Genomic DNA, 12,477 nt, shown 5'->3' with positions numbered 1-12,477 from the left:
CATCCAGCCCCGCCGGCGTTTGAGGCGCCCCCGGAAGGCCCACACGGCGGCAGCCGGGCACGCGCCGGCCCACCCCGAGCCCCGCCGGCGCTTGAGGCGGCCACGGCCGGCGGCACCGCGGCCACGGGCGGCCCGCCCCCCGCCGCACGGCCCACCGCAGGACCCCGCCGAGCCCTACCCACCGGTAGACCGGCATGGCAAGCTGCGCCCATGACTTCCCCCGCCGCCGACCGGGCCCGCTACGACCGGGCCACCGCCCACCTCGACGCGCCGCTGGCCCTCGTGGACCTCGACGCGTTCGACGCCAACGCCGACGACCTCGTGCGCCGGGCCGGCGGGAAGCCGATCCGGGTGGCGAGCAAGTCCGTCCGCTGCCGGACGCTGCTCGAACGGGTCCTGGCGCGGCCCGGGTTCGCCGGGATCATGTCGTACACCCTCGCGGAGTCGCTCTGGCTGGCCAGGTCCGGTTTCGAGGACGTGCTCCTCGCCTACCCCTCCGCCGACCGCGCCGGCTTCGCCGAACTCGCCGCCGACCCCAAGCTCGCCGCCACCGTCACCGTCATGGTGGACGACCCGGCGCAGCTTGAGCTGATCGACCACGCCCGCGGCGGCGGCACCGAGGAGATCCGGGTCTGCCTCGAACTGGACACCGCGCTGCACCTGTTCGGCGGTCGGGTCCGGATCGGCGCCCGCCGCTCCCCGCTGCGCGAACCGGAGCAGCTCGCGGCGCTGGCCCGCGCCGTCACCGCGCGCCCCGGCTTCCGGGTGGTCGGGCTGATGGGATACGAGGGCCATGTGGCCGGCGTGGGCGACTCCCTGACGGGCCGTCCGCTGCGCTCGCGGGCGATCCGGCTGATGCAGGCCACGGCCCGCAAGGAGCTGGCGGCCCGGCGCGCGGAGGCGGTACGGGCGGTGCGCGCGGTCGTCGGCGAGCTGGAGTTCGTCAACGGCGGCGGCACGGGCAGCGTGCAGCAGACGGCCGCCGAGGCCGCGGTCACGGAGATCGCCGCCGGGTCGGGTCTCTACGTACCGCGGCTCTTCGACAACTACACGTCCTTCCGCGGGCGTCCGGCGGCCCTGTTCGCGCAGCCGGTGGTGCGCCGGCCGGGCGTCGGGGTGATCACCGTGCTGGGCGGCGGCTATCCGGCGTCGGGCGCGGCGGGCGCCGACCGGCTGCCGCAGCCGTACCTGCCGCAGGGGCTGCGCTACGACGCCCAGGAGGGCGCCGGCGAGGTACAGACCCCGCTGCTCGGATCGCCCGCGGACGACCTGCGGATCGGTGACCGGGTGTGGTTCCGGCACGCGAAGGCCGGGGAGCTGTGCGAGCGGTTCGAGGAGCTGCACCTCGTCCAGGGCGACCGGGTGACGGCCACCGCCCCGACGTACCGGGGCGAGGGCCGCACCTTCCTCTGACCGCCGACGGCTGGTCGAGGGCCGGCCGAGGGCTAGAAGACGGAGTCCGCCTGGTCCGGGATGACCGTGCCGTCGGCGCGCAGTACCGGGCCGGGCGTTCCGTCGCGCCCGGTGTAGCCGGTGGTGGCGCACGGGTAGGGGGCGGGCTTCTGCTTCTTCGGCTCGATGAACATCGGGTTGACGATCCAGCGGCCGTCGGCGTCGTCGTAGGCCCGGCACATCAGCTCGTTCTTGTTGCGGTTCAGGACCAGCCGCAGGGCGGTCGCGTCGCGCAGGAACGAGACGTCGGTGTCGGAGTCGCCCGCGGCGAACACCTGGCGGCGGCCGGGCGGTTGGATCCGTTCGGCGGCCGCGCCGCGCACGCCGAAGACCTCCTGGTTGATCCAGCAGCGCTTGCCGTCGACGTACGTGATCATCGTGTCGGCGCCGTCGCGCACCGATCCGCAGCCCCGCAGGTGCGCGGTGAAGGTGCCGTCGTACGCGGTCGTGTTGCGGATGCCGATGACGTGGTCGGCGGCCACGCCGACGCCCTCGGCCCAGACCTCGACGACCGGCTGGGGCGAGGCCGAGCTGATCCAGACGTCGAACCCGGCTTTCCGCAGGGCGTCGATCAGGTCCTTCTGCTGGTCGTAGTAGCGCACCCAGGCGGTGGCGTCCGCGCTGCCCACCCGCTGCGTGGCGCCGACGGGCGCGGCGAGGTTCTCCGCGCGCGCGGCGGCGGCGAAGGCCCGGACCTGGCGGGCGGTGTAGCCCTGGGTCAGCTGGGCCAGCCAGGCGTAGGCGGGCTCGGTGGTGCGGTGGTCCCAGCCCGCGAAGGCGGGGGCGCCGGACCGGGTGGCCGAGGTCCCGTAGACGGCGTTGATCTCGTCGGCGCAGCGGATCCCGGCGGGGTCGCCGTCGCCGGTGGGCAGCGGGGCGCCGGGGCGGGCGAGCGGGCCGCAGGCGCCGGCGAGGGCCGTGGCGGCGGCCGGGGTGAGGTAGCGGCTGGTGGTGGACCAGTCGCCGTGGTCGGGCTGGCGGATCCTGCCGTTGCGCAGCAGCCAGAACAGGGTGGCGTCGCCGACGTCGTTCTTGACGACGGTGTTGTCCCAGTCGAAGACGGCGACGGGCTTGTCGTGGCCGGAGCGGTACGGGCCGCACCGCCCGTACCGGTCGATCAGCCGCTGGAGGCGGGCCCGGTTGTCGCCGTACCAGCCGACGCCGACCTCCGGGGTGGCGCAGGGGGCGCCGGGGCGGGCTGCCCGGGCGGCGGGGGCGGCGGCCACGAGGGCGCCCGCCGTGATCGCGACGGCGGCGCCGAGGGCCTGGAACCGTCGTGCGGTGCTGGGCTGGGTCACGGGGGTGAACGCTCCTGGTTCTTGCGCGGATCGTCGCGGACGGGGAGCACGGCAGCCGGGCGTCGCGCGACGCCCGGCTGCCGGGGTGGTGGTGGGGGTGATGGGGGTCTACAGGGGGGTCACGTACGCGCCCGCGATGCCACCGTCGACCAGGAAGTCGGTGGCGTTGACGAAGGAGGAGTCGTCGCTCGCGAGGAAGGCGACGGCGGCGGCGATCTCGGTGGGTTCGGCGAAGCGGCCGACGGGGATGTGCACGAGGCGGCGCGCGGCGCGCTCGGGGTCCTTCGCGAACAGCTCCTGGAGCAGCGGGGTGTTGACGGGGCCCGGGCACAGCGCGTTGACGCGGATGCCCTCGCGGGCGAACTGGACGCCCAGTTCGCGGGACATCGCCAGGACGCCGCCCTTGGAGGCGGTGTAGGAGATCTGGGAGGTCGCCGCGCCCATGATCGCCACGAAGGAGGCGGTGTTGATGATGGATCCGCGGCCCTGGCGCTGCATGTAGGGCAGCGCGGCCTTGCAGCACAGGTAGACGGAGGTCAGGTTGACGTCCTGGACCCGCTTCCAGGCCTCCAGCCCGGTGGTGAGGATCGAGTCGTCGTCCGGGGGCGAGATGCCCGCGTTGTTGAAGGCGATGTCGACGGACCCGTAGGTGTCGAAGGCGGTCTTGAAGAGCGCCTCGACCTCCTCGGGGCTGGTGACGTCGACCTTCACGAAGGTGCCGCCGACCTCTTCGGCCGCGGCCTTGCCGGCCGTCTCGTCGATGTCGCCGCAGACGACGTTGGCGCCTTCGGAGGCGAGCCGGCGGGCGGTGGCGAGGCCGATGCCGCTGCCGGCTCCGGTGATGACGGCGGTACGGCCGACCAGGCGGCGGCAGACGATCTCTTCAGGGGCTCGACTGGACATGGTTCTCAGGCCTCCGTGCTGATGAAGACGTTCTTGGTCTCGGTGAATGCGGTGAGGGCGTCGGGTCCCAGTTCCCGGCCGAGGCCGGACTGCTTGAACCCGCCGAAGGGAGTCCAGTAGCGGACGCTGCTGTGGGAGTTGACGGAGAGGTTGCCCGCGGCGACGGCGCGCGAGACGCGCAGGGCGCGGCCCACGTCGCGGGTCCAGATCGAGCCGGAGAGCCCGTATTCGGTGGCGTTGGCCAGCCGTACGGCGTCCTCCTCGTCCTCGAAGGGCAGGATGACGGCGATCGGGCCGAAGACCTCCTCGGCGGCGACGGGGGCGGTGGGGTCGGCCCCGGTGACGAGGGTGGGCGGGTACCAGAAGCCGGGGCCCTCGGGGGCGGTGCCGCGGACGGCGGTCAGGTCGTCGGTGACGTAGGACCGTACGCGCTCCAGCTGGGCCCGGGAGATGAGCGGGCCCATCTGGGTCTTCTCGTCGGCCGGGTCACCGACGACCACGCCCTCGATCCCGGGCGTGACCAGGTCGAGGAAGCGGTCGTACACGGAGCGCTGGACCAGGATCCGGGTGCGGGCGCAGCAGTCCTGGCCGGTGTTGTCGAGGAAGGCCATGGGGGCGGCGGCCGCGGCGGCTTCGAGGTCGGCGTCGGCGAAGACGATGTTGGGGCTCTTGCCGCCGAGTTCGAGGGTGACGCGCTTGAGCCGGCCGGCGCACGCGGCCATGATCCGCTTGCCCACTCCGGTGGAGCCGGTGAAGACGATCTTCGCCACGCCGGGGTGTTCGACGAGCGCGTCGCCCGCGACCGGTCCGCGGCCGGGCAGCACCTGGAAGAGGTGCTCGGGCAGGCCCGCCTCCAGGGCCAGCTCGGCCAGCCGCAGCGCGGTGAGGGGGGTGGTCTCCGCGGGCTTGAGGATCACCGCGTTGCCCGCGGCGAGGGCGGGCGCCAGGCCCCAGGCGGCGATCGGCATCGGGAAGTTCCAGGGGGCGATCACCCCGATGACGCCGAGCGGTTCGAGGAAGGTGACGTCGAGGCCGCCGGCCACCGGGATCTGCCGGCCGGAGAGCCGCTCCACTCCCCCGGCGGCGAATTCCAGCAGGTCGCGGACGTTGCCCGCTTCCCAGCGGGCGTTGCCGATGGTGTGGCCGGCCTCGCGGACCTCCAGCAGGGCCAGTTCCTCGCGGTGCTCGTCCACCGCGGCGGCGAAGCGGCGCAGCAGCCGGGCCCGGTCGGCGGGAGCGGCGGCCGCCCAGCCGCGCTGGGCCGCGGCGGCCCGTACGACGGCGGCGTCGACGTCGTCCCGTGTGGCGGCCGGGACGGTGGCGACGACTTCCTCGGTGGCCGGGTTCAGTACGTCCAGCGCATCGGATGACACGTGGTGCCTCTCAGTCGTTCGCTCGGTTCCAAGGGGGGCGGGGCGTGCGGCGGTTACAGGCGTTCGAAGGAGCGGCGCAGCTCCCAGTCGGTCACGGCGGAGTCGTAGGCGTCGAGTTCGACGCGGGCCATGTTGCGGTAGTGGGCGACGACTTCGGGGCCGAAGGCGGCCTTGGCGATCTCGCTGTTCTCCCACAGCTCGGCCGCCTCGCGCAGGGTGGTGGGGACGTGCGCGTAGTCGGCGGTGTAGGCGTTGCCCGCGCAGGCCTCGGGCAGCTCCAGCCGGTTCTCGATGCCGTGGAGGCCGGCCGCGACCAGGCCGGCCACCGCCAGGTACGGGTTGACGTCGCCGCCCGGGAGGCGGTTCTCGAAGCGCATGGAGCGGCCGTGGCCGACCACGCGCAGGGCGCAGGTCCGGTTGTCCACCCCCCAGGCGACGGCGGTCGGCGCGAAGGATCCCGGCCGGAAACGCTTGTACGAGTTGATGTTGGGGGCGTAGAGAAGGGAGAAGTCCCGCAGCGCGGCCAGCTGCCCGGCCAGGAAGTGACGCATGACGGGTGACATTCCGCCGTGCACGTCGTCCTTTCCGCCCGCGTCGCCCGCCATCACGTTGCGCCCGTCGGCGTCGTTCAGGGAGAGGTGGATGTGGCAGGAGTTGCCCTCGCGCTCGTCGTACTTGGCCATGAACGTGAGCGAGACGCCCTCCTGCGAGGCGATCTCCTTGGCGCCGGTCTTGTAGACCGCGTGCTGGTCGCAGGTGATCACGGCCTCGTCGTAGCGGAAGGCGATCTCGTGCTGCCCGAGGTTGCACTCGCCCTTGGCGGACTCGACGACCAGGCCCGCGGCCTGCATCTCGTTGCGGATCCGGCGCAGCAGCGGTTCGATCCGGCCGGTGCCGAGGACGGAGTAGTCGATGTTGTACTGGTTGGCGGGGGTCAGGCCGCGGTAGTTGGCGTCCCAGGCCTGCTCGTAGGTGTCCTGGAAGACCATGAACTCCAGCTCGGTGCCCACCATCGCGGTGTACCCGTGCTCCGCCAGGCGCTCCAGCTGGCGCCGCAGGATCTGGCGCGGCGCGGCGACGACGGGCGAGCCGTCGTTCCAGGCGAGGTCGGCCATGACCAGCGCGCTGCCCGGGTTCCAGGGGATGCGGCGCAGGGTGGACAGGTCGGGGTGCATGGCGAAGTCGCCGTAGCCCCGGTCCCAGGAGGACATCTCGTAGCCGTCGACGGTGTTCATGTCGGTGTCGACGGCGAGCAGGTAGTTGCATCCCTCGGTGCCGTGGGACATGACCTCGTCGAGGAAGAACTGCGCGGCGAACCGCTTGCCCTGGAGCCGCCCCTGCATGTCGGGGAAGGCCAGGACCACTGTGTCGATCTCGCCGTCGGCGACCAGGGAGCGGAGCTCCTCGGGCGCGAGCGGCGGCATGCGGTCTACCACGGGAATCTCTCCTTCGGTGAGCCGAGGAGGCCTAAGGTATTGAATAGAACCATTGCTTGGGAAGGGGAGGGGCCGACATGACGAACAACGCGCCGGACGACACGCCGGACAGCGCGCCGCACAGGGGGGCGAGCGGCGGGGCGGCCGACGGGGTGCGCGGACCGTCGCACGGCCTGTCGCACGGACCGTCGCACGGCCCGGGTGACGGCGGTGCGCTCGCGCGGCTGAACCCCGTCCTGCGCCAGGTGCGGGCGGGCAACGGTTTCGAGGAGGCCCTGGAGCAGATCCTCCAGGTGGTCCGGCTGGGACTGGTGCCGGGCGGCGAACGGCTGCCGCCGGAGCGCGAGCTGGCCGAACGGATGGGGATCAGCCGGGTCACGCTGCGCGAGGTGCTGAAGGTGCTCCAGGACCAGGGGCTGGTCGAGGCGCGGCGCGGGCGCTACGGCGGAACGTTCGTGCTGCACCGCCCCGATCCCCCGGCCGGCGCCGCCGAGCAGGAGCTGCGGCGCCGCGTCGCCGGCGTGGACATCGAGGACGCGCTGCGCTTCCGCGAGGTGCTGGAGACGGGCGCGGCCGGGCTCTGCGCCGCGCAGGGGCTGGACGACGCCCGGGCGCAGCGGCTGCGCGGGGCGCTCGCCGCGACCCACGACGCGCCGCTCGCGGACTACCGCCGCCAGGACACCCTCTTCCACCTCACCCTGTGCGAACTGGCGGGCTCCGCCACCCTGACGGCCCAGTACGCGGCCGTCCGGGCGACGGTCAACGACCTGCTGGACTGCATCCCGCTGCTGGTGCGCAACCTGGAGCACTCGCAGCAGCAGCACACCGCGGTGGTGGAGGCGGTGTTGGACGGGGACGCGGAGGCGGCCCGCGAGGTGATGCGGGAACACTGCGCGGGCACGGCGGCGCTGCTGCGGGGGTTCCTGGCGTGACGGGCCGCCGGGCACGCCGTCCGGGCGCCCGGCGACCTCCGGCCGCGGGGAGGTTTTCGTAACCGCCGTTTAACGCAGGGGTCTTGCGCGCTCCACCCGCTTACCGCAAAGGTACGCCCCACAACCATTGCATTGCCCTAGGCAGGAGCGCACATGGCCGACGACTTCGATGCCCGGCTGACGAAAGCCGCACCCGGATCCGCGCCCTCCGGACCCGCGTCCGGGCCCGACGGCGCGGGCGGCGCCGCAGGCGACGGCGGGAACGACTACCTGGAACGCCGCACCCTGCGCCGCGGCAGCGCCGGCTGGCTGCTGCTGACCGGTCTCGGCGTCGCCTACGTCGTCTCCGGCGACTTCTCCGGCTGGAACGTCGGCCTGAGCAAGGGCGGCTTCGGCGGCCTCGCCATCGCCACCGTCCTCATGGGCGCCATGTACGCCTGCCTGGTCTTCTCCCTCGCCGAACTCTCCACGATCCTGCCCACCGCGGGCGGCGGCTACGGCTTCGCCCGGCGCGCCCTGGGCCCCTGGGGCGGTTTCCTCACCGGCACCGCGATCCTCATCGAGTACATCCTGGCGCCGGCCGCGATCGTCATCTTCATCGGCGACTACGTCGAGTCCCTCGGACTCTTCGGCCTCACCTCCAGCTGGCCGGTCTACCTCGGCTGCTTCGTCGTCTTCATCGGCGTGCACCTGTGGGGCGTGGGCGAGGCGCTGCGGTTCAGCCTCGTCGTCACCGCCATAGCCGTCGCGGCCTTGCTGATCTTCGCCGTCGGCGCCTTCACCGACTTCTCCGTCAGCGGCCTCGACGACATCGCCGTCGTCACGGGGGCGGCGGGGTCGAGCTCCTGGCTGCCGTACGGCGCGCTGGGGATCTGGGCGGCGTTCCCCTTCGGCATGTGGTTCTTCCTCGGCGTCGAGGGCGTACCGCTCGCTGCCGAGGAGGCCAAGGACCCGGTCCGCTCCATGCCGAAGGCGCTCGCCATCTCGATGGGCATCCTGGCGCTCCTCGCGCTGATCACCTTCTTCGCCGCGACCGGCGCGCAGGGCGCGGACGCCGTCAAGGACGCGGGCAATCCGCTGGTCGTCGCGCTGGAGGGGGAGGGCGGGCCGACCGCCCTGAGCCGCTTCGTCAACTACGCGGGTCTGGCGGGCCTGGTGGCCTCCTTCTTCTCCCTCATCTACGCCGGTTCGCGCCAGCTCTTCGCCCTCTCCCGCGCGGGCTACCTGCCCCGCTTCCTCTCCCTGACCAGCAGCCGCAAGGCCCCCTACCTCGGTCTGGTCATCCCCGGCGCGATCGGCTTCGCGCTGGCCGCGGCCACCGGTGACGGGGCCCGGATGCTCAACATCGCGGTCTTCGGCGCGACCATCTCCTACGCCCTGATGGCGCTCTCGCACATCGTGCTGCGCCGCCGGGAACCGGACCTGGAGCGGCCCTACCGCACCCCGGGCGGGGTGCTGACCTCCACGGTCGCCTTCGTACTCGCCCTGTCGGCCCTGGTCGCCACCTTCCTGGTGGACAAGGACGCCGCGTTCATCGCGCTCGCCGTGTACGCCGTCGCCCTCGCCTACTTCGCGTTCTACAGTCGGCACCACCTGGTGGCCTCGGCGCCCGAGGAGGAGTTCGCGGCACTGGCGGCGGCCGAGGCGGAACTGTCCCGGGACTGACCGCCGTCGAGCCCGCGCCGCCCCTGTCCCCGCTCCCCCTTCCGGAGGTACGCACCGTGCCCAAGCCGCTCATCGGCATCACCACCTACGTCGAGGCGTCCACGCGCTACGGCGCGTGGGACCTTCCGACCGCCCTCGTGCCCGCGGGGTACTACGAGCTGGTCCAGGCGTCCGGCGGCACGGCGGTGCTGCTGCCGCCGGACGAGCCCGGGGAGGCGGGGGTGGTCCTGAGCCGGCTGGACGGCCTGGTCGTCGCGGGCGGCCCCGATGTGGACCCGGCCCACTACGGAGCCCCCCGCGACCCCCGTACGGGCTCCCCCGCGACCGTGCGCGACGCCTGGGAACTGGCCCTGATCCGGGCCGCCCTGGCGCAGGGCACCCCGCTGCTGGGGATCTGCCGGGGCATGCAGGCGCTGAACGTGGCCCTGGGCGGCACACTGGTCCAGCACATCGACGGGCACGCCGGGGAGCCGGGGCCGGTGGCCTGGCATCCGGTGCGGCCGGTGCGGGGGACGCTGTACGGGGCGCTCGTGCCGGAGGTGGCGGAGGTGCCGACGTACCACCACCAGTGCGTGGACCGGCTGGGGCGGGGCCTGATCGCCTCGGCACACGCGCTGGACGGGACGGTGGAGGCGATCGAACTCCCGGCCGACGGTGCCGTCTGGGCCCTGGGCGTCCAGTGGCACCCCGAACGCGACAAGGACACCCGCGTGATGTCCGCCCTGATCACCGCCGCGACCCGCGTCCCGACCCGGGTCCGCTGACCCGCGGGGCGCACCCTTCCCTCCGCGGGAGCGATCCCCGGGGCTGCCCTCACGCCGGGCGGGCTGGACCCGACACACGGCCCGCCGCCGCCCACCCCACCCCTGGTACACGCCTGCGGCGGGCGCCCTCAAACGCCGGGCGGGCTGGATTTTCCCCCGGTCGGCGTCAGGACTTCACCGGGCCCTGCCCTTTCCAGCCCCGCCGGCGTTTGAGGCGCCGCCGGAGGCCCCCGGCCGGGCGGGCGACCGGTCAACGGCCACCCCCCACCAACCACCGGGCGCCGCCCACCCACGCTCGCCCCACCAAGGCACCCGACCCCGCCCGGGGTCCCCTCCAGCCCCGCCGGCGATTGGGGCGCCGCCGGAGGCCCCCGGCCGGATGGGCGACCGCTCCGCGCCCGCCCCCAACACGCACCCGGCAGGGGCCGGCGTCAGGACGGGGTGGCCCGGGTCAGGGACAGGAGGTCGCGGGCCGGGCCCGCGGGGCGGGTGCCCGCGGGCCAGACGGCCCGCAGCGACCGGCCCAGCGGCACACCGGCCACGGCGACCGCCACCAGCCGCCGCCCCGCCAGCTCCTCCCGCAGCGCCAGCTCCGACAGCACGCACGGCCCCGCCCCGCTCACCGCGGCCGCCTTCACCGCCGTGGTCGAGGCGAGTTCCAGCAGCGGCCGCGCCAGCCCCCCGCACCCGGCCAGCGCAGCGTCCAGCACCTGCCGCGTGCCGGACCCCCGTTCCCGCAGGATCAGCGGCGTCGCGGCCAGTTCGGCGGGGGCCACCTCCCCCGACCGCCGCCGGGCCCACGGGTGCCCCGGGGCCACCGCGACCACCAGCCGGTCCTGCGCGATGACCACCGCGTCCAGGCCGTCCGGCACCGCGAGCCCCTCGACGAAGCCGAGGTCGGCCTCCCGCGCCAGCACCCGCTCCGCGACCAGCGCCGAGTTGTCGGCCTGGAGGGACACCGCCGTGCCGGGCCGCGCCGCCCGCAGCGCGATCAGCCAGCCCGGCAGCAGGTACTCCGCGATGGTCATGCTGGCGGCCACCCGCAGCCGCGAGTCCCGCGCCCCCCGCAGCGCCTGCGCCCCCGCGTCGAATGCCTCCGCCGCCTCCACCACCCGCCGCGCCCAGTCGGTGACGAGCGCGCCCTGCGCGGTGAGCGTGGACCCGCGCGGCGAACGGTCCACCAGGGCCACCCCCAGCCGCGCCTCCATGGCCCGGATCCGGCTGCTCGCCGCGGGCTGGGTGATCCCCACCTCCCGCGCGGCCGCGCCGAGGCTGCCCACCCGCGCCACCGCGATCAGCAGTTCCAGCGCCCCCAGATCCGGCACCCGGTGCGAGAGCGGGACCACCTGCTCGGCACCACCCGCCCCACCGACTGCCCCACCGACCGCGCCACCGTCACTCATAACACCAGTTTATGACCTCATAGGGAGATCACCTCTGCCGCCCGCCCCACCCGGGGCGCACGCTGGAGGCATGGTCACCACCGCGCACCCCCGCCCCGCCGCCCACCAGGCACCCGAGGCACCCCCCGCCCCCTCCGCCCAGGCACCCGGAACCGCCGCCACCCCCCGGCGCCCGCTCGCCGCCCTGCGCCACCTCGGCCCGAACTGGTACGCCTGCGTCATGGGCACCGCGATCATCGCCAACGCCGGTGCGACCCTGCCCTACCAGCTCCCCGGCCAGCGCGTGGCCTGCCAGGCCGTCTGGGCCCTGTCCGCGGCCCTCGTGCTCGTCCTGCTCACCGCCCGCGCCGGCCACTGGCTGCACCACCGCGACCAGGCCCGGGCCCACCTGCTGGACCCCGCGGTCGCCCCCTTCTACGGCTGTCTGTCGATGGCCCTGCTCGCGGTCGGCGGCGGCACCCTCATCGTCGGCAAGGACCTCATCGGGCTGCCCGCCGCGATCGCCGCGGACACCGTGCTCTTCACCGCCGGTACCGCGATAGGCCTGGTGATGGCCGTGGCCGTGCCCTACCTGATGGTGGTCCGGCACAAGGTCGAGGCCGCCCAGGCCACCCCCGTCTGGCTGCTGCCGCTGGTCGCCCCCATGGTCTCCGCCGCGCTCGGCCCCCTGCTGATCCCCCACCTGCCCGCCGGCCAGCCCCGCGAGGCGCTGCTGCTGGCCTGCTACGCGATGTTCGGCGTCAGCCTGCTCGCCACCCTGCTGATGCTCCCCCTGGTCTTCGGCCGGCTGATCTTCCAAGGCCCGCTGCCCCTCGCTCTGACCCCCACCCTGTTCCTGGTCCTGGGACCCCTGGGGCAGTCCACCACCGCCGTGAACCAGCTCGCCGACATGGCCCCCCGGTCGATCGGGGCGCCCTACGCCGAGGGCCTCGGCGCCTTCGCCGTCGTCTACGGCGTCCCCGTCATGGGGTTCGCCCTGCTGTGGCTCGCGCTCGCGGTCGCCCTGCTGGTCCGCGCGGCCCGGCGCGGCATGGGCTTCGCGATGACCTGGTGGGCGCTGACCTTCCCCCTGGGCACCTGCGTCACCGGCGCGGCGGGCCTGGCCCGGCACACCGGACTGGACGCCTTCGCCTGGCTGGCCGCCGCCCTGTTCCTGCTGCTGGTGGCCGCCTGGCTGGCCGCCGCGTTCCACACCCTGCGCGGCCTCGCCGCGGGCCGCCTCCTCGCCGCACCCCGCTGAGCCACGAAAAC

General features: G+C 74.3%; 10 protein-coding genes. 5 read left to right on the top strand and 5 right to left on the bottom strand.

What is annotated here, in order from left to right:
- Nucleotides 1–210 precede the first annotated feature (210 nt).
- Complete coding sequence (locus AC0693_RS17880; protein ID WP_478802320.1) at nt 211–1,413, top strand: amino acid deaminase/aldolase; 1,203 nt, start codon at nt 211–213, stop codon at nt 1,411–1,413.
- Between the two features lie 32 nt (nt 1,414–1,445).
- Here the strand turns inward: AC0693_RS17880 and AC0693_RS17875 are convergent, their stop codons facing one another.
- From AC0693_RS17875 to AC0693_RS17860, 4 genes are all read right to left on the bottom strand, one after another.
- Nucleotides 1,446–2,750 carry a haloacid dehalogenase-like hydrolase gene (locus AC0693_RS17875; protein WP_478802319.1) on the bottom strand — a complete coding sequence of 435 codons (1,305 nt, stop codon included), beginning with the start codon at nt 2,748–2,750 and terminating at the stop codon, nt 1,446–1,448.
- Between the two features lie 108 nt (nt 2,751–2,858).
- Nucleotides 2,859–3,653, bottom strand: coding sequence for a 3-oxoacyl-ACP reductase (locus tag AC0693_RS17870; protein WP_468468680.1), 795 nt, complete (start codon nt 3,651–3,653; stop codon nt 2,859–2,861).
- A 5-nt stretch (nt 3,654–3,658) separates the two neighbouring features.
- The gene (locus AC0693_RS17865; RefSeq protein ID WP_478802318.1) at nt 3,659–5,026 is read right to left on the bottom strand and encodes an aldehyde dehydrogenase family protein; all 1,368 of its coding nucleotides are present in this window, start codon (nt 5,024–5,026) and stop codon (nt 3,659–3,661) included.
- Between the two features lie 53 nt (nt 5,027–5,079).
- Entirely contained in the window at nt 5,080–6,462 is a 1,383-nt protein-coding gene (locus AC0693_RS17860) for a glutamine synthetase family protein (RefSeq protein WP_469333669.1), read from the bottom strand.
- Nucleotides 6,463–6,539: 77 nt separating this feature from the next.
- Between AC0693_RS17860 and AC0693_RS17855 the strand changes: the two genes are divergently transcribed.
- The 3 genes from AC0693_RS17855 (at nt 6,540) to AC0693_RS17845 (ending at nt 9,823) form a co-directional block, all read left to right on the top strand.
- Complete coding sequence (locus AC0693_RS17855) at nt 6,540–7,394, top strand: FadR/GntR family transcriptional regulator (protein ID WP_478802317.1); 855 nt, start codon at nt 6,540–6,542, stop codon at nt 7,392–7,394.
- Nucleotides 7,395–7,547: 153 nt separating this feature from the next.
- A complete protein-coding gene (eat, locus tag AC0693_RS17850; RefSeq protein WP_478802316.1) occupies nt 7,548–9,059 on the top strand; it encodes an ethanolamine permease in 1,512 nt (503 codons plus the stop codon).
- A gap of 56 nt (nt 9,060–9,115) precedes the next feature.
- A complete protein-coding gene (locus AC0693_RS17845; RefSeq protein WP_478802315.1) occupies nt 9,116–9,823 on the top strand; it encodes a gamma-glutamyl-gamma-aminobutyrate hydrolase family protein in 708 nt (235 codons plus the stop codon).
- 431 nt (nt 9,824–10,254) lie between these two features.
- Here AC0693_RS17845 and AC0693_RS17840 read toward each other — a convergent pair whose 3' ends face one another.
- Nucleotides 10,255–11,226, bottom strand: a complete 972-nt coding sequence (locus AC0693_RS17840; protein WP_468468671.1) for a LysR family transcriptional regulator — start codon at nt 11,224–11,226, stop codon at nt 10,255–10,257.
- Nucleotides 11,227–11,296: 70 nt separating this feature from the next.
- On the opposite strand from AC0693_RS17840, the gene AC0693_RS17835 reads away from it, so the two are divergent.
- A complete protein-coding gene (locus AC0693_RS17835) occupies nt 11,297–12,466 on the top strand; it encodes a TDT family transporter (RefSeq protein WP_478802314.1) in 1,170 nt (389 codons plus the stop codon).
- The last annotated feature ends 11 nt before the right edge of the window (nt 12,467–12,477 follow it).

The sequence above is a fragment of the Streptomyces sp. NPDC043876 genome (assembly GCF_056435825.1).
Note: the sequence above shows the minus strand (reverse complement) of the source record. Positions and strands in the feature narration are given on the sequence as shown.

Excerpts from the sequence above, each read along its gene's own strand:
- AC0693_RS17840 (WP_468468671.1), bottom strand. The coding sequence starts at position 11,226 with ATGAGTGACGGTGGCGCGGTCGGTGGGGCAGTCGGTGGGGCGGGTGGT.
- AC0693_RS17835 (WP_478802314.1), top strand. The coding sequence starts at position 11,297 with ATGGTCACCACCGCGCACCCCCGCCCCGCCGCCCACCAGGCACCCGAG.
- AC0693_RS17870 (WP_468468680.1), bottom strand. The coding sequence starts at position 3,653 with ATGTCCAGTCGAGCCCCTGAAGAGATCGTCTGCCGCCGCCTGGTCGGC.
- AC0693_RS17855 (WP_478802317.1), top strand. The coding sequence starts at position 6,540 with ATGACGAACAACGCGCCGGACGACACGCCGGACAGCGCGCCGCACAGG.
- eat (WP_478802316.1), top strand. The coding sequence starts at position 7,548 with ATGGCCGACGACTTCGATGCCCGGCTGACGAAAGCCGCACCCGGATCC.
- AC0693_RS17880 (WP_478802320.1), top strand. The coding sequence starts at position 211 with ATGACTTCCCCCGCCGCCGACCGGGCCCGCTACGACCGGGCCACCGCC.